Source organism: Bacillus cereus (genome assembly GCF_002564555.1).
Lineage (GTDB): Bacteria > Bacillota > Bacilli > Bacillales > Bacillaceae_G > Bacillus_A > Bacillus_A cereus_K.
In genome coordinates this window covers 1-24,673 of sequence record NZ_NUVD01000009.1, presented here as the reverse complement: position 1 = coordinate 24,673, position 24,673 = coordinate 1, and the positions used below count along the sequence as shown (strand labels likewise).

The window sequence follows — 24,673 nt, the reverse complement described above, 5'->3', positions numbered from 1 at the left end:
ATGAAAACGTTGCAGTTGGGCATTATTAATAAGAGTCCAATAAAAAATTCTCTTGGATGCAAGAGGATTTTTTTATTGGGAACAGTAAGGGTGAGGGGAGGTGCATTACATATGGGAAAAGGTAGAAGTAATAATGCTGGTAAAAAGCAACCGAATTTCGATGATTCATCTAATTTCGCTAAACAAAGCCAACCGACAGAAAAGAAAAAGAAATAAGAAAAGGAGCTCTCTTTATCAAGGGAGCTCCTTTTTTAGATGAAGCATGATTTAGCTACAAGGGTGCTGTCTCATCTCTGAGCTAGTCTGTTTTTCGGATAACTTCTTTTTGTGTGCTATTGTTTCGTACTAGCCAAATACATTAGCGTGTGGAATTTTTCGTTTATTACATGATAATCGAAATAAGGTCCTGGATCTGTACAGTAACCGATATTTTCACTTTGCGTGATTTGAAATCCGTTGACTGATAAATTTTCTTCTAAGTATTTTGGATATAAAATCTGCTCGTGGGAATTTGGATATAAGGCTGAAATATTTTTCAAGGATTTGGCCGAGCTATCATAATACGAGTACCCACCGACAATTGTTGAATTGCTATGTAAATAGTTGTTGAGAACGTGACTTGGGAACTGCGGATTGAGCAGTGAAAAATCAGTTATTGTAAAACTATCTACAAAAACGTCGATGCTAAGCGGTTTCAACGGTAGGTTTAAATCGGTATTTAAAATATAAAGGACGCGTGGCTTCGGATTCATACGCTCAATTCTATTTCTAACCTTCTTGAGCATCGCAAGCGAATATCCACTGAATATATAGGATGCGCTCGTTTCAAGAGCATCAATATATTTGGGTAGTGACACAAAAACATCAACGCTTGTTTCCACGATTAATTTGTTTGTCAAATCTATATTTTGTAGAAATTTTTGAAATTGAAAGTTACTTTTTTCAAATAAATTAATCATTTTTGGATTAATCTCTTTAATCGTTTCTTTATCGTAAAAATAAGACGGGTAAGGAGACGTCTCGTACAAGTTCGCGGTAATGATTATACCATCCTCGATAACTGCCTCGTATCCACAAGTGCAAGTTAAACTCCCCGTACAAATGTAGACTTTTTTAATTGTTACATCTTTCATTTCAAGTGGAATGTGGCACTTCGGACAATAGAGCAGATCTACAAAGGAAAGTGGAATCCCTGTAAGGTCCTCTTCTTCGGAAGAAGGAGAGCTGGTTTGAATCGCTTTTTCAATCAATTGGATAGCTTTTGATATGTCTTCTTTTTTCTTAATCAGCTCGTCCTTTTTATCGATGAGCAAGTTGTTGTAATAGTCGATATCCTCATGGTCCGAGAAGTTTGTGACACGCTGGTATGATAAAATTCGTTGGATTTCTAGCAATGAAAAATGAAATTTTTTCAGTTCAGTAATAAAAGCCATGTCGTCGAAACACAATTGGTTCATTTGATACTGGGTGTTTTTTTTGTCAGGTATTAATAATCCCAGTTCAATGTAATAACGAACGGTATCAGTCGTAACGTGAAAAAGCTTTGCAAATGTACCAATCTTCATAGATGTCCCCCCAATGAAAAAAGTGGAGTTACTCCAGTTTTTTCGCAAAATAAATTCAAAAAACTCTAAAATGGCTATTGACTTGGAGGACACTCCAAGTCATATTATTAATTCAATAAGTGAGAATATTTCGAATATTTTTGACTGTATTGTAACATACATGTCACGAAAGGAGAAGGATTAGCTATGGATAAGATGGATCGAATGGATACGCTCTCACTGTGGACAGCGACCGCAAACAGCTATGACAAAGGAAAACCTCTTGAAGGAAATGAAGAGGCGGATGTTGTCATTATTGGCGCAGGTTTCACAGGTCTTTCTTCTGCATACCATTTGCAAAAATTAGGGAAGACTGTCATTGTTCTTGAACAGGAAACAATCGGATATGGCGCAAGTGGTCGTAACGGCGGGATGGTATTGCCAGGCTATAAGCCAACGATGCAGGAGCTTGCCAAGAAGTATGGTGCCGAAGAGGCGAGACAACTTAACGATCTTTCGCTGTTTAGTGTTGAACTAGTAAAAAACATTATCGATGAGCATCAAATTAACTGTAATTTTAGAAAGACAGGTCACATTGTGGCGGCTTACAAAGCTAAGCATTTTGAAGGATTGAAACTTGAAAGCGAATACTTAAACAAAAATTTCGGATATGAATGTAGCGTGCTTAATCGAAGTCAGTTGCATCAAGAAATTGATTCTCCACAATATTATGGTTGCCTAGTCGACGACTCAAGTTACTCGTTTCAACCATTAAACTATGCAATTGGTTTGGGAGAAGCAGCTAAGTCAATCGGTGCAAAAATCTTTGAGCATTCGAAAGCACTATCTATTGAGTACGGTCGAAACAGTGTGAAAGTTGTCACAGAAAAAGGTACTGTTACAGCGAAAGACATTATTGTAGCTACAGATGGTTACTCTGGAAAAATCATGAATGAACTGAATAAAGGCGTACTACCAATTTCGGCCCGCATTATTGCGACTGAACAGCTTCCAGAATCGCTGGTGAGTGCCGTTATTCCTAATGATCGCATGGTTTTTGATACAAGTAGTTTCCTTTACTATTTCAGACGCACACCAGATAATCGGATCGTATTTGGCGGAGGCGATATTCGCCCGAACTTAGGCGATGCTGTTTATCAAAGTGTTTACGATGCTATGGTTAAAATAATGCCAAAACTAGAAGGAAGCAAGATTGATTACCGGTGGGGTGGATTTATCGGCGTGACAATTGATACGTTCCCGGTTATCGGCAGATCTAAAGAAGGCGCATATTTCGCAACGGGTTATACGGGCCACGGCGCGTCTCTTTCAACATTGTTTGGTAAGTTATTGGCACAATGGATCGCAACGGGGAGTGCAGGTGGATATCGATTTGAAAAGGAACGCCTCAAATCATTCCCGTTCTATAATCAGAAAACGATGCTGGTCAATCTAGCACATATTGGTTTTAAACTCGTAGATATTATTGCGTAAAGGAGAGAAGTTTATGGAAATTAACATGTTTATTGACGGAAAATGGGTAGAAGCATTATCGGGTGCTAGACGAAACATTATCAATCCTGCAACAGGAGAGGTTATCGCAACGTCTGCAAATGGATCAGCAGATGACGCGAAGATAGCAATTAAGGCGGCTCGTAAAGCATTTGACAGCGGCATTTGGTCGGAGTTATCGGCTGACGAAAGAGCTGATTATCTATATAAGATTGCAGACCGCCTTGAAGAGAAGACAGCTGAAATTGCACGTTTGGAAACGGAAAATAACGGTAAGGTTATTCGGGCGACGACCTTTGTGGATATTCCAGTATCGATTCAATGCTTCCGCTATTATGCTGACTTGATTAAAGGTATGAAAAAGGAATCTTACACTCGCGAGGATTCTTCGGAAACAGTGATTATTCATGAACCAATTGGTGTTTGTGGACTTATTGTACCTTGGAACTTCCCGCTTATGTTAGCCGTTTGGCAAATTGCTCCTGCACTCGCTGCAGGGAATACAATTGTAATTAAACCTGCTGAAGTCACTCCTGTAAGCGTATTCAAACTGTTTGAAATTATCGAAGAGGTTGGACTTCCAGATGGAGTGGCAAACTTGGTACTGGGATCTGGTTCAAAGGTTGGGAATGAGCTTGCAGAGAGCCATGAGGTTGACAAAATTGCCTTTACTGGTGGAACAAAAACAGGTCAAAGTATTATGCGCGCAGCTGCGGGTAATATGAAAAAAATCACACTTGAACTTGGTGGTAAATCTCCACTTATTGTGTTCGACGATGTGGATTTTGAAACTGCAGTTGATAATGCGATGTTTGGTATTTTCCACAATGCTGGGCAAGTTTGTTCAGCGGCATCCCGTTTACTTGTACAAGAGACCATTTACGATAAGTTTGTTGAAAGATTGGCCGAGCGTGCGAACAAAATTGTAGTTGGAAACGGGGAAAGCGAGAACATTGAAATGGGGCCCCTAACAAACGAGACTCATATGAATGAAGTTTTACAGTATATCAATAGCGGAATCGAAGAAGGTGCAAGATTAGTTTGTGGTGGTAATCGCTTAACAGAAAATGGGCTTGATCGAGGATTTTTCATCGCACCAACAATCTTTGCTGATGTAAATGCGAATATGCGTATTGTTAAGGAAGAGATTTTTGGTCCGGTCCTTGTTGTACAGAAATTTAAAGATGAGGAAGATGCCATCCAAAAAGCGAATGATTCCATTTATGGATTAGCAGGTGCAGTATTTACTGAAGATATGAATCTGGCAAAGCGTGTTATTAGTAAAATGCGGGCGGGAATTACTTGGATTAATAGTTATCATCTTGCTTATGTTGAAGGTCCTTGGGGCGGATATAAGCAAAGTGGAATCGGCAGAGCACTAGGTGCTGATGGGCTGGAGCACTTTATGGAAACGAAGCAAATCAATATCCACCAGCATGCCAAGCCTGTAGGTTGGTATGCGAATTAATTGAGCTTAACTTGCTATATAAATTATTTGTAAGGGGATATGCTCATGAAAATAGAGAAACCAGAAGAAATGAATAAGCCGGTGGATGATTCAGTGCTTGGAACCAAAAGTATTCCGTTACTATATTTACGGTTTGCTTTGGCAGGAATTATGGCCAATGTAATTCTAGGAGTTGTATCGGTTATCGATGGCTATTTCGTCAGTGGCTTTCAGGAGCTGGAAATCGAAGGGATCGGAATTGGATTTACTGTCATGGTTATTACCCGTATGATTGGTGTTCTTTTGGGTGTGGGAGCCGGAGCGGTCATTTCACTTCGACTGGGGAAAGGGATGATAGAAGAAGCTAGAAGTATTATGGGACAAACTTTATGGTTTACTCTTTTCCTTTCTACTTTGATAGCTGTACTTGGATTGGTCTTTGAAAATGATATTATGATTCTATTTGGAGCAAGTGATGAAGCGCTTCCGTATGCGGTGCAATATAGCCGACTACTATGGATTTCATTGCCATTAACGATATTGGCCGTTGTATTAAGTATTTTAACTAATATTGATGAAAAACCTGGATTATCAATGAACAGTTGGTTAGTCGCAGCGGTTGTTGCTGGGGTTACAGAATGGATTTTGGTAACGAAGTATGACATGGGGATGATGGGTTCTTCATGGGCCAATACGATTTCGCAATCAATCCCTGTTCTCCTAATCTTTTATTTCTGGTTTGGTAAAACAAAACTTAAGCCGAAAATGAAAGATATGCTGATTAATTTTAAGAAGATTGGTGAAGTAGTTTGGACGGGATTTGCCTCTTTCTCAAGTCAGTTCATGATGTTTTTTGCCATTATTATCTTCAACAACTTACTACAAAGTTACGGTGGTGGGCTGCACGTTGCCGCTTTCACGATTCAAAACGGTTATATTACAAATTTGCTCGCCTTAGCAGCGCTCGGTGGGATGACAGGACTTCAACCGATTATTAGTTATAATTACGGTGCGGGAAACCTTGATCGTGTGAAACAAGCAATTAAGATGGGGCTCATTTTTACAGTTTCTTTCTTTGTGATTGTGACAGCCATACTAATCATTTTTGCAGATCCAATTGTGTCATTTTTCTCCGGTGGTAATCCTGAATTGCAGAAACTGGGCATTTGGACGACAGTTGTATTCAATTCTTTATTTATGCTTAATGCAGTCAGTTTACTTATCTCCGGTTATTTCGAATCACAAGAGAGAAATTGGATCGCAACGTTTATTAGTGTTAGCAAAATGTTGTTGTTCTTGTTCCCATTTCTATTTATTTTCCCGAAATTCTGGGGTGTGGAAGGTGTATGGTATGCAGGTCCTGCTGCAGAAATTCCAGGTATTCTCATTGCCATATACTTTATGAGAAAAGAGTTCAAACGTTTAAAAGATACCAATGTTAATACAGATACCAATGTTAAAACAGTAGATTTATAGGAGCATATTCCGTCAAAATTACGAAAAAGAAAGAGAGTGGGTCATCATGTTTATTGCGAAAAAACTTACAGTGGAAGAAGCTGAGCAACTAGGTGTCTACACATGGGAACCATGGGTAGGCGAACCGAATAAAGGTACGTGGCATGTAGAAGAACAGGAAGTTTTCTATGTGACAGACGGTGAAGTGTTTATTACTGTTGATGGAAAAAAGTATCATATTACAAAGGACTGGATCGTTTCCTTGGATAAGGATCTTGTTTGTGAATGGGATTGCCCAGTGTTTTTGAAAAAGAACTATAAAATGAACTATGAGATTAATCTAAAATAATGTGAACTGAGGAGTGAACAAATGCTAATCAGATGACTGATCCTGCGTATGCAATGGAAAAGAAATTCAGATTAGTAATGTTGAAGAAATGTAGTAGGATTTTATGCGAATAAGTTTACATACCGTCTTATGAATGCGCTTTCTTTCGTGAGTGTATTCATAAGACGGTTAACTTAAAATAGGAGGTTTCACCATGGTAGTAACGAAAAATGTACAAACGTTGAAAAACTATATTGGCGGGCAATGGATAGAGTCCACAAGTAAACAAGTTGAAGATGTACCAAATCCGGCAACAGGAGAGATTATTGCTCGTGTACCACTTTCGACGAAAGAAGATTTAGATAGAGCTGTAGCAACTGCGAAAGAAGCATTCCAAACATGGAGAAGGGTCGCTGTGCCTCGGCGTGCTAGAATTCTATTTCGCTATCAACAGTTATTGATTGAAAACTGGGAAGAGTTAGCGAAACTCGTTACCTTGGAAAACGGAAAAGGTTATAAAGAAGCTTACGGTGAAGTACAGCGGGGGATTGAATGTGTTGAATTTGCCACAGGCGCACCTACTTTAATGATGGGAGAGCAACTTCCTGATATTGCTACTGGTGTTGAATCAGGGATGTATCGTTACCCGATCGGAGTAATCGCAGGAATTACACCATTTAACTTTCCGATGATGGTTCCATGCTGGATGTTTCCACTCGCGATTGCATGCGGAAATACGTTTGTATTAAAACCATCTGAAAGAACACCGTTGCTGGCGAATCGCATAGCTGAACTGTTTAAAGAAGCAGGTCTTCCAGATGGAGTGCTAAATATTGTGCATGGTGCACATGACGTCGTGAATGGCATTCTTGACAATGAGGATGTGAAGGCTGTATCTTTCGTTGGCTCTCAACCTGTGGCGGAGTACATATATAAAACGGCAGCAGCTAACGGCAAACGTGTACAAGCTCTTGCAGGTGCAAAAAATCATTCGATTGTATTAAAAGATGCGGACCTTAGTTCTGCAGTGAAAGAAATTACAAGTGCTGCCTTCGGTTCAGCTGGTGAACGATGCATGGCGGCGGCTGTTGTTGTCGTGGAAGAAGGCGTTGCAGATGAGCTCGTTAGTAGACTGCTTCAAGAGGCGAATGCAATTACGATTGGTAATGGCTTGGAAGAAGGTGTGTTCCTTGGTCCTGTTATTCGTGAAGGACATAAAGAGCGGACGCTCGGATACATTCAATCCGGTGTAGAGCAGGGAGCGACACTTATTCGTGACGGACGTGAAGACGATGAGGCAAATGGCCAAGGCTATTTTGTTGGCCCGACGATTTTTGACAATGTGACACAGGAAATGAAAATCTGGCAGGATGAAATCTTCGCACCGGTGCTTTCTGTTGTACGTGTAAAAGACTTGAGGGAAGCGATTCATGTTGCTAATGCATCGCCATTCGCAAATGGTGCGTGCCTGTACACCGATAGTGCGAAATCCATTCGTGAATTCCGTGAAGATATTGATGCAGGTATGCTTGGGGTCAATCTTGGAGTTCCCGCTCCAATGGCATTCTTCCCATTCTCAGGTTATAAGAAATCCTTCTATGGTGATCTCCATGCAAATGGAAAAGATGGCGTAGAATTCTATACTCGCAAGAAAATGCTTACGGCTCGTTATTGATAGAGTGATGTGAAACCATAAAAGAATGGAGTTGGTGATTGTGCAAGCGACAGAACAAACACAAAGTTTGAAAAAAGCAGATGAAAAGTACCTTTGGCATGCAATGAGAGGAGCTGCCCCTAGTCCAACGAATTTAATTATCACAAAAGCAGAAGGGGCATGGGTGACGGATATTGATGGAAACCGTTATTTAGACGGGATGTCTGGTCTTTGGTGCGTGAATGTTGGGTATGGTCGAAAAGAGCTTGCAAGAGCTGCTTTTGAACAGCTTGAAGAAATGCCATATTTCCCTCTGACACAAAGTCATGTTCCTGCCATTAAATTAGCAGAAAAATTGAATGAATGGCTTGATGATGAATACGTCATTTTCTTTTCTAACAGTGGATCAGAAGCGAATGAAACAGCGTTTAAAATTGCTCGTCAATATCATCAACAAAAAGGTGATCATGGACGCTATAAGTTTATTTCACGCTATCGCGCTTATCACGGTAACTCAATGGGGGCTCTTGCAGCAACGGGTCAAGCGCAGCGGAAATATAAATATGAACCACTGGGTCAAGGATTTCTGCATGTAGCACCGCCTGATACGTATCGTAATCCAGATGATGTTCATACACTGGCAAGTGCTGATGAAATCGATCGGGTCATGACATGGGAGTTAAGCCAAACGGTAGCCGGTGTGATTATGGAACCAATTATTACTGGGGGCGGAATTTTAATGCCTCCTGATGGATATATGGCAAAAGTAAAAGACATTTGCGAGAAGCACGGTGCGTTGCTTATCTGTGATGAAGTGATTTGTGGATTTGGCCGGACAGGGAAGCCGTTTGGATTTATGAATTATGGCGTCAAACCAGATATCATTACAATGGCAAAAGGCATTACAAGTGCGTATCTTCCATTGTCAGCAACAGCAGTCAGACGAGAGATTTATGAAGCATACATAGGCAGTGAAGATTATGATCGCTTCCGCCATGTGAATACGTTCGGAGGAAATCCTGCTGCTTGCGCCTTAGCTTTAAAGAATTTGGAAATTATGGAGAATGAGAAACTCATTGAGCGTTCCAAAGAATTGGGTGAACGACTGTTATACGAACTAGAGGAAGTAAAAGAGCATCCAAACGTAGGAGATGTTCGCGGAAAGGGCCTTCTTTTAGGCATTGAACTAGTAGAAAATAAGCAAACAAAAGAACCTGCTACGATTGAAAAGATGAACAAAGTCATCAATGCTTGTAAAGAAAAAGGGCTAATTATTGGTAAAAATGGTGACACTGTTGCAGGTTATAATAATATTTTGCAACTTGCTCCTCCATTAAGCATCACAGAGGAAGACTTTACTTTTATTGTGAAAACAATAAAAGAATGTATATCCCAACTGTAACTAATTATTGCTAAATCTTGTTGAAAAGCGGAAGAGCAAATTGAGAGAGATCGCTTTAAATACGGAATGAATCACTCAAAAAGTGTAATTCAGAAAGAGCGGAGGCGGAGTTTATGAAAGCTGATGTTGTATTAATCAATGGAGAAGTTATTACAGTTGACCAAAAGAATACAGTAGTCGAAGCTGTAGCAATAAAAGATAATCGTATCGCAGTTGTTGGTTCAAATCAGGAGGTTAAGAGTTTTATAGGAGAAAAAACGGATGTAATTGACCTACAAGGAAAAACGCTTCTTCCTGGATTCATTGATTCCCATCTTCATCTCATTTCTTATGGACTAAATCAGTTGGCTGTCAGTTGTAAAGCTGAACATATTGATTCTATCGATGCTTTGTTAGAGGATCTGAAAAAGAAGGCATCAGAGACACCAAAAGGTGAATGGATACGTGCTTGGGGCTTTAATGAAACCGCTGTGAAGGAAAAGCGTTATCCAACAATTACTGAGCTGGATGAAATTTCAGTTGAACACCCTATTATTATAACCCGTACTTGTCATCACATAAGCGTGGTGAACAGCAAAGCATTAGAAATTGCGCAAATTAATGAGAACACACCGGATCCTAATGGGGGAATAATTGAAAAAAATCAGGCAGGAAGGCTTACAGGAAAGTTAATTGAAGCGGTAAATATGAGGATGAGCGAGGTTGCAAGCTATACAGAAAGTGAAATGATGAAGGCCGTGAAAATTGCATCAGATCATTTCGTTGCAGCTGGCATAACAAGTATACATGACGCAGGTGGAGATGGACCTGAGAGTTTTCGTTTACTACAACGAGCTGTGAAGAGTAGGGATATTCGTGTCCGAATATACGCAATGATATGTCAAATAAATAACTCCCATGAATTTGTTAATAAAATGGTCGAAGCGGGTGTGGTAACTGGTACCGGAGATGAGAGATTCAAAGTTGGACCAGCAAAAATGTTTACAGATGGAAGTAGCACTGGGCCTACAATTGCAACACGTGAGCCATACTCTAGTGACTCTAACAATTCTGGTATTCTTTATTATAGTGAGGAAGAAATCTATCAAGTTTTAGGTGAAGCTCATAAAAAAGGCTATCAGATCACTGTACATGCACAAGGTGATAAAGCAATTGAAATGTATTTAAATTGTGTAGAAAAGGCGCTTGAGGAATCACCAAGAAAAGACCACCGTCATCGAATCGAACACGCGGGAATTTCTTCACCAGATTTACAAGAGAGAATGAAAAAACTCGAGGTGATTCCAATTCCAAATCCTCCATTCCCATATGAATTTGGAGAAATTTATAACCGGCACTATGGTGAGCGTGTTAACCACATGTACGCTGCTCGTGATTTTATTGATCGTGGCATCATTGCAGCAGGTGGATCGGACGCGCCAGTTACTGACTACAATCCTTTGTTAGGAATTCATGTTGCCGTAAATAGAAAAACCAAGTCTGGAACGGATTTTGGTGCGAATCAATCTATAAGTGTAATGGAAGCTATTAAACTATATACATGGAATGGCGCTTATGCGAGTTTTGAAGAAGAGATAAAAGGAAGTATAGAGGCCGGAAAGTTGGCGGATTTAGTTATATTAAATGACAGCATTTTAAATGTCGATCCAAACCAAATTAAAGATTTAAAAGTAGAAACAACTATTATTGATGGTGAAATTATTTATCAAGAAGAACAATCAGTGAAAATTTAATTTTTCATAGTTCGCATACCACGTAACTCTTGTAATGTTACGTGGTATTTTATGTTGTTAGCTTTATAGCAATGTAACGGTATCATCGTATATTCGTTTGATAATATTACAAATTCACATAATTTTCGTTATAGGAAGTAACCATTCTATTCTTTTAACTGTTGTTAATAGTACAAATTAACTTTTTTAATACTTGAGCTACACCATCTTTATCAATTGCAAGATAAGGATAACGCCACTTCCTTTTTCATTTCTCCTAATTGGTTTCTTTATATGGATCGCAGAAAACATTGCTACTTTTTTCGGATGTTGGTAAAATTAGTTCTTGGGTCTTACTTGTTGTTATCGGTATAATGATTGTCGCTCAACTTAAAGGAATTAATTATAAAGGTTCGACAATATCTAAAGGGGGTAGGGCAACGATCCCCTCTTTTTGGAGCCACTCACAAACGTAAAGCAAGAGAGGAGGCGTCCTCTTGCTTAGATTAATTAGTTACTACAATTGGGACAGGTATATCAAATTCAATATTTGGAGGATGTTGATTAGAATCTAGTCGATACCCTAGTAGATAATGTTTTTCTAGCAAACTATTAATTCTGATGGAATCGATAGATTGTTAGAAGTTGGAAAATGATTATCCGCATATTCCGAAGCAGATGTAACCCTTCCATAATTAAGTGCAAAACCAAAATACACTGTTTTAAAAAGTTATTTGTTAGAACTGGTTATAAGTAATAAAACAGAAAAGAGGATCACATGTTAGATAATTTACAAAGAAGTAAAAAGTTTTTTTTATTATGTCTTATTTTTTTAGTGCTTTTAACCGCTTGCGATAATACAGATGTTCAGACATCTAAAGCTTCAGCAACACCGGCTCAATCAAATATAGATAAATCATTAAAAGCACCAAAGTGGGTAGACAATAGTCCTATTCAACAGGCTCCTAATTTTAGTGAAGATAAAAAAGTAGAATCAGTTGTGAATTTAATGGCAACTGGTGATAATTTATATCATGACGCAGTAATTGCAGATGGCAAACAAAAAGACGGTTCATATGATTATCACTATATTTATAAAAATATAAAAGGTGCTGTTCAATCAAGTGATCTTGCTATAGTGAATCAAGAGACTCCAATTGCAGGAAATAATCTAAAAGTACAGGGATATCCTACTTTCAATACACCTGAAGAAGTAGGTCAATCTTTAGTGGACACTGGCTTCAATATAGTGACTCAAGCAACCAATCACGCTATGGATATGGGTATCAAAGGTGTTATGAATACAAGAGAATACTGGAAGAAATATCCGGATGTTATCCCATTAGGCATTAATGAGAGTCAAGAAGAACGTAATGAAATAAAAACGATTACAAAAAATGGTATTCGCTTTTCGCTACTTAATTATACATATGGTACGAATGGAAATAAAATCCCAGGTGATAAGTCTTGGGCATTAAATTTAATGGATAAAAAAGCGATACAAAATGATGTGGAAAAGGCAAAGAAAAACTCTGATATGGTGATTGTTATGGTGCATTGGGGAGTAGAATATACCTTTACACCTTCAAAGCAACAAAAAGAAGTTGCGCAATATTTAACAGATTTAGGTGTAGATGTAGTAATTGGAAATCATCCACACGTAATTCAGCCAGTTGAGTGGAAACAAAATAAAGATGGACATCAAACGCTAATCTATTATTCTCTTGGAAATCTTATTTCTGCTCAAGAAAAATTAGAAACATTGGTTGGAGGACTATCTTATATACAATTTGTCAAGTATGAAGATGAAACTGTTGGTATACGACAAGCTGCATTCGTACCAACAGTAACCGACTATGCTGATGGTAAGAAACAGTTTGAAATTCAATTTTTAAAAGATTATTCGGATGAAAATTCTAAAAAACATGGAATTAATGAATTTGTCGGCCCCGTTTCTTTGAAGGATTTCAAGGATATTCCTAGAGATGTGTTGGGAAATTGGTATAAAGACTAATAAATAAAAAGGGAATGAGATACAATTAAAAAAATTATAATTTTAGTATTAGTATTGGCAGTGGGATGGAGTTTAGCTGCTTGTAGTGGAAAACAAATATCCCAGGCAACTAATAACAATAACAATAAAAATGAAATAAATACGAATAAAAAAGAGGTTTTACCTATCTCTGATCCTAATGATTGGAGAATTATTCTTGTAAATAGAGAACATATGCTATCACAGGAGCTAGGGATTGAATTAACAAGTATCACCCAAAATGCTAAGCCCAATATGAAAATAGATAGCAGAATTGCAACTTCCTATCAAGATATGGTAGCAGCTGCAAAAAAAGATGGAATCAATCTTTATTTAAGGTCAGGTTATCGAGCTATAAAATTACAACAAACTTATTATGATGCTTCAGTTAAAAGCTATAAATCTCAGGGGTTGTCGGATGAAGAGGCTAGTGCTAAGGCATTAGAATATCTTCAGTATCCTGGGGCAAGTGAACATCACACTGGACTAGCATTAGACATTATTTCAGTTGAATGGCAGAATACTGTGGAAGATTTAAATGCAAAATTTGAAACTACTGATGCATTCAAATGGTTAGATAAGCATGCTGCAGAGTATGGATTTATTCTCCGCTATCCAAAAGATAAAGAGAATGTTACTGGCATTAAGTATGAGCCATGGCACTATCGTTATGTAGGAAAAGAAGTTGCTACTTATATAAAAGAAAATGGCTTAACTTTAGAAGAGTATTGCGAAAAAATTAAGTCTGACAAGTAAAAGTACAATTTGATTCTATTCTTTCTCGTGAATAATTGTAATTATTCACAAGAAAGACGATTAAATAGAAAAGCTATCCTAGTTTATATACTAAGATAGCTTTTTTGTTTTAGGAGAACAATAGATATCTGAATTTGATGGCGATGGGGTGTGAGTGATTCAGACGAATGACTCGCAGCTACCTCAAGGATCATGTCTAATGAACCTGTTGAAACTTACACAGGAATACTTGAAACGCAAAGGAATTTTACAATTGAATCTGTTTTATTTACCCAATTGTGTGGTGTTGTTGAATCTAGGAAAATACAATCATAAGGAGTCAAAACATGCTCCTCTTCGTCAATGATAATCGTCAGTTTTCCTTCTAGAACGTATAGAAATTCTTGCCCCGAATGTGAATAAGATTCCTCTTTTTTAGCACCTGGGTTAAGCAAAACTAAAATAGGATTAAATAGTGGGTTTTCAATGTTGCCCGCTAAATCCCTATAAAAAAATTGGTTATGTAGAGTGTTCGTCTTACTAATGATGTTTCTCATAACTGTTGGTGTTGTCTGCTTTTCTGGCTCTGAAAAAAAGTAACTGGGATTGACACCGAGTGCTTCAGAAACTTTTTTCAATGATTCGAGCGTTATGGATGATTTTGATCGTTCGACTTGTGATAAAAAGCTGATTGAAAGATTCGTCTGATCAGCAATTTGTTTTAATGTTAACTTACGCTCTTTTCTCAAACTCTTTATTTTTACTCCAATTAAATCGTTCACTTTTCTCCACTCCCGTTACTGACATTAATCATGATTACTATTCTAGGAAATTTTATCCCGCTATTTGTGGGCGCCCGATTGGTACCGGCTAATAATCAGTGGGGGAGGAAGAAAGCCCTCACTGATTAAAGTTTTACTTTATTTAGTAAGGTGCTGTATGTAACCTCACGATAAAATAAAAAAGTTAGTTAAGATATTTTTGAATAAATATATTTTAATGGTTAGTTTATAGATTGTTGAACTGATTAGCTATATTAAAACCCCTTATATTTAGGTTTGGTACTTTTGTCCAAAGCCTAAATATAAGGAGCACATGTTCATAAGAATAACACATTAGCCCTAATTAAAGAACGATAACAAGAAATCGATCAACTAAAATTCACTTTGAAATGAAGTGTCACTTAAATAGTAAGTGATAATAGCTCAAAAAAGAAGAGTATTTTCTAAAGAATATTCCGAAAATTCCGTTTACAATGGAAATTCGGTGTGTTATTATCGTAAATAATTGAAGTGTCACTTCAAAAATGATTTTAAATTGAAGTAATTTATCCCACTATTTGTGGAGCGGTAAAACTCCCACCTCAAAAATCGGCTAGAGGAAAAAGGTAGGTGGGAGTCGGGCTAATAATCAGTAGGGGATGGACAAAAGCCCACTGATTAAAGTTTCACTTTATTACTAAAAAAATAAACACTTGAGGAGAATGAGGATGAATTTTCATGGTATTTTAGTTCCGTTGGTGACCCCGTTTAAAAATGATAAAAGTTTAGATGTAGATACTTTAAAGCAATTGACTAACACATTTATTGATAAAGGTGTTACTGGTTTAGTGGTGTGTGGAACGACTGGCGAATATTACGCTTTAAACGAAGTTGAACGTGAAACCGTTTTAAAAACTGTGGCAGAAGTGGCTAATGGCCGCATAACTTTAATTGCAGGTATTAATGATTTATCAACGGAAGGAGCGGTTAAACGTGCCAAACAAGCGAAAGAATTGGGCTATGAAGGCTTAATGTTATCACCGACTCCTTATAGTTTGCCTGATCAAACGGGTGTGATTGCCCATTATGAAACTGTAGCATCATCAACCGATTTACCGATTATCATGTACAATTTTCCTGCTCGCATTGGCATTGAAATTGAGTATGACACTGTGGTGCATCTGTCGAAAAATCCGAATATCGTCGCTATTAAAGAGAGTAGTGGTGACTTTAGTCGTGCTTTACGCTTGCTACAAACCCCATTTGAGAATTTTGAAGTGATTTGTGGCTGTGATGATCAAGCTGTAGACTTTTTTTTCTGGGGTGCGAAAAGCTGGATTGCTGGTGCAGGGAATGTATTCCCAGAAGAGCAAGTTGCCATGTTTAATGCTACGCAATCTGGTGACTGGGACAAGGCTCGACAAATTATGCGCGAAATCTACCCTGCTATTCATTCAATGGAATCTGGAAACTATAACCAAAAAGCCAAACTAGGCTGCCTGAAAGGTGAGATCAACGTCGGCGCGGTACGACTCCCATTATCTGATTTATCAGAAGAGGAAAAGGCGACATTCTTAGCTTTCTTTAATAAATAATCTGGAGGAGAGACAAATGACTGTATCAAGAGAACAAATTTTTGCCCTTGCTAAAGAAGGAAAGCTATGGGCCGGCAACTTAATTGATGGTTTTAAGAGTGTTGCCGACAAATTAGAAAATCGCACTCCCATCGATAACAGCTTCATTGGCTACATTGCTGATGGAGATGAGCGGGATGTGGATGCGGCTGTTAAAGTGGCGAGGGAGACATTTGAAGAAGGAATTTGGAGTCAATTATCCCCTAATGAGCGTAAGAAAGTGATGATTCGCTGGGCACAATTGCTCGAAGAACATAGCGAGGAACTGGCTGCCTTAGATTGTATAGATGCTGGAAAACCGATTACTGAATGTTTAAATACTGACATGCCAGCAACGATCGATACGTTTTATTGGTACGCTGAAGCGATTGATAAACTCTTTGGCAAAGTCGCTCCTACGGGTAAAGATGCTTTGGGCTTGATTGTTACTGAACCGATTGGCGTTGTTGGTGCGGTATTACCTTGGAACTTTCCCGCTCAAATGTTTGCTTGGAAAGTGGCACCTGCATTAGCTGCAGGGAATTCTGTCATTGTGAAACCGGCGGAATTAACTTCACTCAGTGCTTACCGTATGATTGAACTTGCTTATGAAGCGGGTGTTCCAAGAGGCGCTTTAAGCTTAGTGTGTGGTTTAGGTGAAAAAGTAGGCGAACCATTAGGGCGTCACATGGATGTGGACATTGTATCATTTACCGGTTCAACGGAAGTCGGCAGGTATTTCTTAAAATATTCAGCAGAAAGTAACCTTAAGGAAATTGTTTTAGAGTGTGGTGGAAAAAGCCCACAAGTCGTGTTTGAAGATGCTGACTTGGATACGGCTGTTCCGCATATTTTATCAGCTGCCTTTTGGAATATGAGTGAAAACTGTAGCTGTGGTTCCCGTTTGATCGTGCATGAATCTATCAAAGAGGACTTATTAGAAAAATTAAAGTCTGGCTTAACAAACTGGAAATTGGGTAATCCGATGGACGAGTCAGTTGCCATTGGCCCCATGATTGAAGAAGCACATTTTAATAAGGTGAAATCGTTTTTGGATAGTACGCTTCAAGAAGGGGGGAGCTTAGTCGCTGGAGGGAACATTCACAGTGATGTGGGTAGCGGCTGGTACATAGAACCAACTATTTTCGAAAATGTAACCGCTGACATGACCTTGTTCCAAAATGAAGTATTTGGTCCGATTTTAGCAGTTAGTACGTTCGAAACGGAAGAAGAAGCAATTGCACTTGCCAATAATACCTCTTACGGGTTAGCTGCTTCTTTTTATAGCCAAAATGTACAGCGGACGATGCGCGTGGCACGTGCCATTAAAGCTGGGACTGTTTCTGTGAATGGTTTTAGTGAAGGGGATATTACTACCCCATTTGGCGGTTTTAAACAATCTGGCTTTGGTGGCAAAGACAATGGATTAGAAGCTTTTGAACAATATGTGCGGACAAAAGTAATTTGGTACGTTCATTCATAATAATATGAATCTGCTTTTTTGGGGGAGTAAACATGGGGAAAACAGATAATAAGCAGCTAAAAAAAGTTGTTGTTGCATCGATGATTGGATCTGTGGCTGAATGGTATGAATTTTTCTTATATGGTACCGCTTCTGCTCTCGTTTTTGGAGAATTATTTTTCCAACAAACGGGAAGTGCTATTGACGGCATCCTGGCTGCATTTGCTCTCTATGCGGTAGGTTTTATAGCTAGACCTATCGGCGGACTTGTTTTTGGTCATTATGGTGATAAATTTGGGCGTAAAAATTTATTACAGCTTAGTTTAATTATCGTTGGAATAACGACTTTCTTAATGGGATGTATTCCGACATTCGGTAGTATTGGATATTGGGCTCCGATCTTACTCGTTACTTTACGTTTAATTCAGGGATTTGCTTTCGGCGGAGAATGGGGTGGAGCTGTTATTTTAGTATCTGAGCACAGCCCTAGTGATAGACGTGGGTATTGGGCAAGCTGGCCACAGGCAGGCGTACCATTAGGAAATTTAATAGCAACAATTATTCTGTTACTTTTATCTAAAAATCTAAGCCCAGAGCAATTTATGGACTGGGGTTGGCGAGTAGCATTTTGGTTCTCTGCTGTTGTCGTCCTAATTGGCCTTTGGATTCGTAAAAGTGTAGACGATGCCCCTATTTTCAAAGAGTCACAAGAAAAACAAGCTCAATTAGAAAAACAACAATTAGGTGTTATAGAAGTGCTTAAAGACCATAAAAAAGCGATTATTGCTGGTATTGGAGCTCGTTTTGCGGAAAACATCTTATACTACATAGTTGTCACTTTCTCCATTAGTTATTTAAAACTTGTTGTCGATAAAGATACTTCACAAATTTTATTATTAATGTTTGGTGCTCATGCAATTCACTTTTTCCTCATCCCCTTAATGGGACACTTAAGTGATGTGTGGGGACGCAAGCCAATCTATATGACAGGAGCCGTTTTAACTGCATTTTGGGGATTTATCGGGTTTCCAATGATGGATACAGGAAATGATTGGTTAATTATAACTGCCATTACTATTGGTTTATTCATACAATCAATGACGTATTCACCATACTCCGCATTAATGACAGAGTTATTTCCAACGCACATCAGATATACAGCTTTGTCTTTATGTTATCAAGTAGCACCAATCTTGGCAGGATCATTGGCACCATTAATTTCACTAAGTCTCCTAAATAAATTTAATAGTTCTATCCCAATTTCGATTTATTTAGTTATCTCTAGTATTATTTCAATTTCATGTATCATGTTAGTAAAAGAAACAAAAGGTAAATCACTTACATTTAAGAAAGCAGAGTAAATATTTTCTTAAGCCATATATAATCGCTTTATAACTGTTGATTTAAAATAAAGACTAATAAGAATGGCCTCTTAGGACAGTATGTCTCAAAGAGGCTATTTTTTATTTTTCTCATATTTCTGGAGGTGTATCATTTGTTAGCATCAGCCTTCCTCCAACTACTGTGGGTTTACAGTTGTAGCTTTGTAAAATAGATTGATCATTTATAAAAAAGTTTGATAAAATGGTTAATTCAAATAAGACTTGTATTTGAATAAATTCGTAATCTAAAATAATCAAATTTTATTTTAAAGTAACAATAAAACAATTTTATTTTAAAGTAACAATAAAACAATTTTATTGACCGTTCGGTACAAAAATAGTATTCTATTAATGCTATCTTTAAAATGAGAGGAGGATACGATTGAATAAACGCGGCAGACCCCGAGAGTTTGATTATTCCTCAATTGTAGATGTTGCAATGAAAACATTTTGGATAAGAGGATATGAGGGATGTTCTACACAAGATTTATGCAGTGATACAGGAATTGGAAAAGGAAGTTTATACAATACTTTTGGTAGTAAACATGAACTGTATAAACAAGTGTTAGAACGCTACCATGAAATTGGGATTAGGGAACAAAAGAAATTGTTAGATACTCCAATTCCAGTTAAAGAACGATTAAGTAATTTTTTTGAATGGGCATTGAAGGAAGACTTTGAGAATATTGATCAAAAAGGATGTTTATTGATTAATGCCAGTGTAGAACGTGCTAAAAACGATTTAATGGTACAAGAAATTTTCTCAAAGCATGTTGAGCTTCTTAAACAAGCTATTGAAACAGTGATGGAGGAAGGATTGCAAACAGGTGAAATTTCAAAGAAGCAATCAGCTGAGGAATTAGCTAGTCTGCTTTTAAGCAGTTATTACGGATTCCGTGTTCTTAATGTATCGATGCAAAATCGGATGTTAGCTGAACAGGTTATAAAAGGAACAATGGAGTCTATTTTTGGCGCTTAGTGCGCTCTTTTTTTGTACTATTTTTGTACTAATCGTTACAATAATAAATAAGGAGTGTTTTTATGCCATCGATTATTTATTTATTAGCTTTAGCAATCTTTTGTATGACTACATCAGAATTTATGGTTGCAGGTATGATGAATGAACTTGCTCTTGCATTTCAGGTTCCTGTATCGTCTATTGGGTATTTAATTACAGCATATGCAGGAGCAATGGTGATAGGAGGCCCTATTTTAACTGCAACTCTCTTACGAATACGCAGTAAACAAGCATTATTATTTTTAATGTTTGTATTTTTAATTGGTCAATCAATCGGAGCTATTGCTTGGAACTATGATATTATGCTGGTTTCACGCATTATAACTGGTATCGCTTCAGCTTCAGCTTTTGGAGTTGCGATTTCTTTTTCTGCAACATTGGTTCACTCTGATTCAAGGGGTAAAGCAGCATCGATTGTACTTGCAGGTTTAATGATTGCAACTGTCTTAGGGTTACCTATAACAACCTTTATTTCGCAATATTATGGCTGGCGTATTAGCTTTGGGGCTGTTTCTGTTCTTGTTCTAGTATCAGGAATTATGATCCAATGGTTGTTACCATCATCTTCAAATAAAGAGCAATTAAATTGGAAAGACGAACTTCTGCGATTTAAAAATATTCATCTTTGGGCAGCGTACGTAACAAGTATGTTCATTATTGGTGGTACGTTTGCAGCATTTAGTTATTTCACTCCTATCTTTACAAATGTTACAGGCTTTTCAAGCACAAGTATTCCATATTTACTTGCTCTCTATGGTAGTGCGACGGTAATTGGGAATATAATAATTGGCAAGTTCGCTGATAAATTTACAATGAAAATACTTATGGGTGGATTAATTATATTAATCGTAGCGTTGTCTTTATTTGCTTTAGGAGCAGAAAATAAATATATTGCCGTTATTTCTACTGTTTTTATTGGTTTAACTGGTGTAGCAATGAATCCAGCTATGGTTGCGAGAGTCATGAAAACAGCTAGTAATGGAACGATGATAAATACCGTTCATAGCTCTTTTATTACGCTAGGTATTGTTATTGGTTCGTCACTAGGTGGTCTTGGAATCAGTAAAGGATATGGTTTTGTATCTCCGCTATGGATTGGAGCTTGTTTAGCTATCCTTGGGGTAATTTCATTATTACCATATTTACATAAAAGAAAGACGGATTAAGTGGTTTAAAGTTTCTTTACATCTTTATTCCTTTTTCGCTAAATTTACTTTTTGATTATGCATTGATAATGATAGTTTTTGCTAGGTATCTAGTCGACAATTCGGTAGCTATATTATTCTTATAAAGAAAGTATCTTTCTTGTTAGTTTAGATTACAAAAAAGATGTAGTGTTGATAAAAATTGTAATCAAACTCTGTTGTAAAAATGATGTACAGAGATAATAAAGTTGTTTTAAATTCAATAAAGTCGTTTAAAACATAATAAAGTTGTTTTAAACGACTTTATTAATTGTTTCGTTAAGATTGTAAAGAAGTGTACTTAAGCCAAAGTGACAGTTTAGTTGAATGGGAAATGTTATAATATTATTAAAATTTAAGAAATGGAGTTTGGAAAATGAAGAGTATTAAAAGATTGATTCAAGTCATCTTAGTAAGTACATCATTCCTAATTCTTAGTGGATGTTATTTCCCTAAAGATAAACTGAATCAACCCATACAAGAATATTTAAAAACAAACTATGGAATACAAGGTGAGTTTTCTGTTATTCAGACAGATAATAATTGGTTTGGAGGGATTGGCCATCAAACTTATGTAGAAATGAAAAAGCCGTATCGTGCTTATCCGTTCTTAATGATTGAAAGAGATACTTTGAAAATCTTAAAAGATGATAGTGACGATGTCTATCTCGAACAATTCAAGGGTGCATATATTGAGCAACACCCAGAAGTAGTTCAAGTAATGAAACAGATCATTAAAAAATATGGGTTAGTGAAATATCCTGATAAAGTTGTCCTAGAAGGGCATAACCCTATTCGTATCTTTCCTTACGATAACATTAAGTTAAATATAAATAATTCTCAAGAGCTACTTGGTGATTTTAAAAAGACTCAAAAGATTGATACTACTGGACTTTTACCTACATTAATACCAAGTGATCCCCGACGTAAAAATTATAATATCAGGTATGTAGGCGTGGTGAATTTTCAATTTGGATTTGACATGAATAAAAATAAACATCCTATTCCAAAGGCCAAAGATCTAATTGAGGACTTTAAAAAAAGTGGGGTATTAACAAAAGGGATATACAACATAGATATGTTAGTAGATGATTCAAATCCAGATCATTTTGTGGGATGGGAATATAATAATGTAGCTTTGTTTGAAGTCGATGAAAATGGTAAATATACCATAATTGCTACTCCTAAATATGATGATTTAGATAACTCTTACTTTTACGGTGATTACGCATCTAAAAAAAATATGGAATAGAATTTTAGGTTGAATTATCATAAAGTCCAATCATATATTTAATTATATAGACGAAATAATTATTTTCCTGAAAAATATTGGGGATTAAGGGGATAGAATGAACCTTCTTCAACTATCGGGCGCCACAGTTGAAGAAATCTTAGATTTTCAAACGACTTTATTGTTATATTTTTGAGTACAGTGAAATATCTTATATCGAAGATTAAACAACTATATTTTAACTCCGTCTTAAATTTAGAACGGGGTTATGCTTGTTTTTGGTATTAAAATATAATAGCTTTATTGTCTTTTTACAAATGAATTATATAGAAAAACGTAGCCCTCTTATTTTGATCAATCTTTTTTCAAAGTAAAAGGGTTTATTCTATTATAAAATCAACGTTTGTGGCACTTTCTTAATCAAACTTTGTTTTAAACCAACAACAGTAATGTTCGATAATTTATAAATCAGTTTGATCATTAATAATAAAGATTGATAATTTGTAAAAAGTTTAATCAAAAGATCTATTTTGTAGAGTACTTTTTTGTTCAACAATTGGACCAGCTCGAAAAGTTTTGTTATAAATGCATTTAGCATGAAAGACAAGAGATTATGCGAGACAAATCACAACAGGAAAGTCATTAAAAAAACATGGAATTACTGAAGAATTCTGTCCTTAACATTACATCAGATTTGCATTAAAAATGTAAATTCTCATTTCTTTCCTCATTGGCAAACATAGTTTTTCTAATATTGAATGTTATGATCGCGATTATAGAAATAATAATTAAATTAGTAAGTTTACTGAAAAATTCATTGTTTAATAATAGAAAAAAAAGCCCCCTTCTTATATAAAGATAGATAAGGAGGGGGCTTTTAGGGGCTATCGATAATGATAGGTTAGGTTAATTTTACATGTATACAAGATTTATCATGATTTTTTATTGATGGTATTTATATACGTACCTCCTCATAAGAATGGAACTAGTTTAGTATTTACTGGGGGGATTAAGAATGAATAGGGATGAAACCTCATTACATCCTGATACGGGTGTTACGTCTGTAATGTTTGTTGAGCGATCATTAAATGAAATTCGTTTTTGGTCTAGAATCATGAAGGAGCATTCCTTTTTTCTTCGATTGGGGTTTAGATGTGAGGATACCCAATTAATTGAAGAGGCTAATCAATTTTATCGATTGTTTGAACATATCGAACAAATAGCGTATTCCTATACAAATGAAACAGATCCTGGGCAAATAAAAAGATTTAATTCAGAAGTACAACAAGCTGCAACTAATATTTGGGGATTTAAACGAAAAATTCTAGGATTAATTCTCACATGTAAATTGCCAGGACAAAATAATTTTCCACTGTTAGTTGACCATACAAGTAGGGAAGCTGATTATTTTAGAAGACGTTTAATTGAATTAAATGAAGGTAAATTAGATGCTCTTCCTGATGCTATTATTAAAGAAAATGTTTTCTTTTTAAGGATTATGGCAGACCATGCTAAATTTATTGGTCATCTTCTTGATCCATCGGAAAGAAAGCTTGTAGATACAGCCCGGAATTTTAGCAATGATTTCGATGAATTGATGTATCAAGCAATTGACTTAGAATCTATGAAACCTCAATCGCAAACAGTTCCTCTTTTAGATCAATTTTTAGATCAAAATCGTGTGTCAGTCACATCTCTTCGGGATTTTAAGAAAACGGCACGTGATTTAATTGAGCAATGTAAAATAAAGAGCATCATTCATCCATTATTAGCAGACCATGTTTTTCGTGAAGCTGATAGATTTCTTGAAATAATTGATATGTTTGATGCACATCTTACAAATATTAAATCACAATCTAGATAGTAGAAGATAAGGAAAGGTACTATTTTTCCTCATGCTGAGAAGTTAACAATTTATTGTTAGCTTCTTTTCTTTGTGATGGATTCATACGTTATTGTACTGAATATATCCAAAGGGATTTTTAATCCCTTTGTTTATAGTCTTTTGAATGTATAATTTCGTTTTATAAATTGAGGATATTAGGGGAATTGGCGGAAAGACAATGGTTTCGGGGATTTGAAAGTAAACTAATATTTAAAAGTTTACTTTCAGAAATGATAACAACAGTCTAATTATTTAAGGTAAATTTAAGATTGTTTTCATAGATATTTCTAATTTATATATTATAATTACAATATTA

General features: G+C 36.6%; 18 protein-coding genes and 1 pseudogene. 17 read left to right on the top strand and 2 right to left on the bottom strand.

All coding sequences use genetic code 11. The annotated features are described in order from the left end of the window. Positions 1 to 332: 332 nt before the first annotated feature. The gene (locus tag COI75_RS04065) at positions 333 to 1,565 is read right to left on the bottom strand and encodes a MerR family transcriptional regulator (protein WP_000690186.1); all 1,233 of its coding nucleotides are present in this window, start codon (positions 1,563 to 1,565) and stop codon (positions 333 to 335) included. Positions 1,566 to 1,751: 186 nt separating this feature from the next. Between COI75_RS04065 and COI75_RS04060 the strand changes: the two genes are divergently transcribed. From COI75_RS04060 to COI75_RS04020, 10 genes and pseudogenes are all read left to right on the top strand, one after another. Then, complete coding sequence (locus COI75_RS04060) at positions 1,752 to 3,038, top strand: NAD(P)/FAD-dependent oxidoreductase (protein WP_000359790.1); 1,287 nt, start codon at positions 1,752 to 1,754, stop codon at positions 3,036 to 3,038. 13 nt (positions 3,039 to 3,051) lie between these two features. Further along, on the top strand, positions 3,052 to 4,524 hold the full coding sequence (locus COI75_RS04055; RefSeq protein ID WP_000405153.1) for an aldehyde dehydrogenase family protein: 1,473 nt from the start codon (positions 3,052 to 3,054) through the stop codon (positions 4,522 to 4,524). 45 nt (positions 4,525 to 4,569) lie between these two features. After that, positions 4,570 to 5,979, top strand: a complete 1,410-nt coding sequence (locus tag COI75_RS04050; RefSeq protein ID WP_000687670.1) for an MATE family efflux transporter — start codon at positions 4,570 to 4,572, stop codon at positions 5,977 to 5,979. A gap of 46 nt (positions 5,980 to 6,025) precedes the next feature. Then, positions 6,026 to 6,307 (top strand): cupin domain-containing protein, encoded by a 282-nt coding sequence (locus COI75_RS04045; protein WP_000469221.1) that lies wholly within the window; start codon positions 6,026 to 6,028, stop codon positions 6,305 to 6,307. A 193-nt stretch (positions 6,308 to 6,500) separates the two neighbouring features. Continuing rightward, positions 6,501 to 7,961 (top strand): CoA-acylating methylmalonate-semialdehyde dehydrogenase, encoded by a 1,461-nt coding sequence (locus COI75_RS04040; RefSeq protein WP_000261831.1) that lies wholly within the window; start codon positions 6,501 to 6,503, stop codon positions 7,959 to 7,961. Positions 7,962 to 7,986: 25 nt separating this feature from the next. Further along, a complete protein-coding gene (locus COI75_RS04035; RefSeq protein ID WP_170958503.1) occupies positions 7,987 to 9,342 on the top strand; it encodes an aspartate aminotransferase family protein in 1,356 nt (451 codons plus the stop codon). A 113-nt stretch (positions 9,343 to 9,455) separates the two neighbouring features. Further along, complete coding sequence (locus COI75_RS04030) at positions 9,456 to 11,075, top strand: amidohydrolase (protein ID WP_000642578.1); 1,620 nt, start codon at positions 9,456 to 9,458, stop codon at positions 11,073 to 11,075. A gap of 235 nt (positions 11,076 to 11,310) precedes the next feature. Then, a pseudogene (locus tag COI75_RS26770) lies at positions 11,311 to 11,530 on the top strand (DUF817 family protein); the annotation flags it as partial. A 302-nt stretch (positions 11,531 to 11,832) separates the two neighbouring features. Then, positions 11,833 to 13,068 (top strand): CapA family protein, encoded by a 1,236-nt coding sequence (locus tag COI75_RS04025; RefSeq protein WP_000886546.1) that lies wholly within the window; start codon positions 11,833 to 11,835, stop codon positions 13,066 to 13,068. Between the two features lie 39 nt (positions 13,069 to 13,107). Next, positions 13,108 to 13,842 carry a M15 family metallopeptidase gene (locus COI75_RS04020; RefSeq protein WP_080013174.1) on the top strand — a complete coding sequence of 245 codons (735 nt, stop codon included), beginning with the start codon at positions 13,108 to 13,110 and terminating at the stop codon, positions 13,840 to 13,842. A 215-nt stretch (positions 13,843 to 14,057) separates the two neighbouring features. Here the strand turns inward: COI75_RS04020 and COI75_RS04015 are convergent, their stop codons facing one another. Then, complete coding sequence (locus COI75_RS04015) at positions 14,058 to 14,603, bottom strand: helix-turn-helix domain-containing protein (RefSeq protein ID WP_000998748.1); 546 nt, start codon at positions 14,601 to 14,603, stop codon at positions 14,058 to 14,060. 707 nt (positions 14,604 to 15,310) lie between these two features. Here COI75_RS04015 and dapA point away from each other — a divergent pair. From dapA to COI75_RS03980, 7 genes are all read left to right on the top strand, one after another. Continuing rightward, entirely contained in the window at positions 15,311 to 16,177 is an 867-nt protein-coding gene (gene dapA, locus COI75_RS04010; RefSeq protein ID WP_001009071.1) for a 4-hydroxy-tetrahydrodipicolinate synthase, read from the top strand. Between the two features lie 16 nt (positions 16,178 to 16,193). Continuing rightward, positions 16,194 to 17,678 carry an aldehyde dehydrogenase gene (locus COI75_RS04005; protein WP_000218786.1) on the top strand — a complete coding sequence of 495 codons (1,485 nt, stop codon included), beginning with the start codon at positions 16,194 to 16,196 and terminating at the stop codon, positions 17,676 to 17,678. Between the two features lie 32 nt (positions 17,679 to 17,710). Then, positions 17,711 to 19,018 (top strand): fosfomycin efflux MFS transporter AbaF, encoded by a 1,308-nt coding sequence (gene abaF, locus COI75_RS04000; protein ID WP_000520551.1) that lies wholly within the window; start codon positions 17,711 to 17,713, stop codon positions 19,016 to 19,018. 403 nt (positions 19,019 to 19,421) lie between these two features. Further along, positions 19,422 to 20,018 (top strand): TetR/AcrR family transcriptional regulator, encoded by a 597-nt coding sequence (locus COI75_RS03995; protein ID WP_001042186.1) that lies wholly within the window; start codon positions 19,422 to 19,424, stop codon positions 20,016 to 20,018. A gap of 62 nt (positions 20,019 to 20,080) precedes the next feature. Next, positions 20,081 to 21,223 (top strand): MFS transporter, encoded by a 1,143-nt coding sequence (locus COI75_RS03990; RefSeq protein WP_001139230.1) that lies wholly within the window; start codon positions 20,081 to 20,083, stop codon positions 21,221 to 21,223. 394 nt (positions 21,224 to 21,617) lie between these two features. Beyond that, positions 21,618 to 22,493, top strand: coding sequence for a hypothetical protein (locus COI75_RS03985; protein WP_000836001.1), 876 nt, complete (start codon positions 21,618 to 21,620; stop codon positions 22,491 to 22,493). 994 nt (positions 22,494 to 23,487) lie between these two features. Next, positions 23,488 to 24,336 (top strand): DUF2935 domain-containing protein, encoded by an 849-nt coding sequence (locus COI75_RS03980; RefSeq protein ID WP_001078040.1) that lies wholly within the window; start codon positions 23,488 to 23,490, stop codon positions 24,334 to 24,336. Positions 24,337 to 24,673 lie beyond the last annotated feature (337 nt).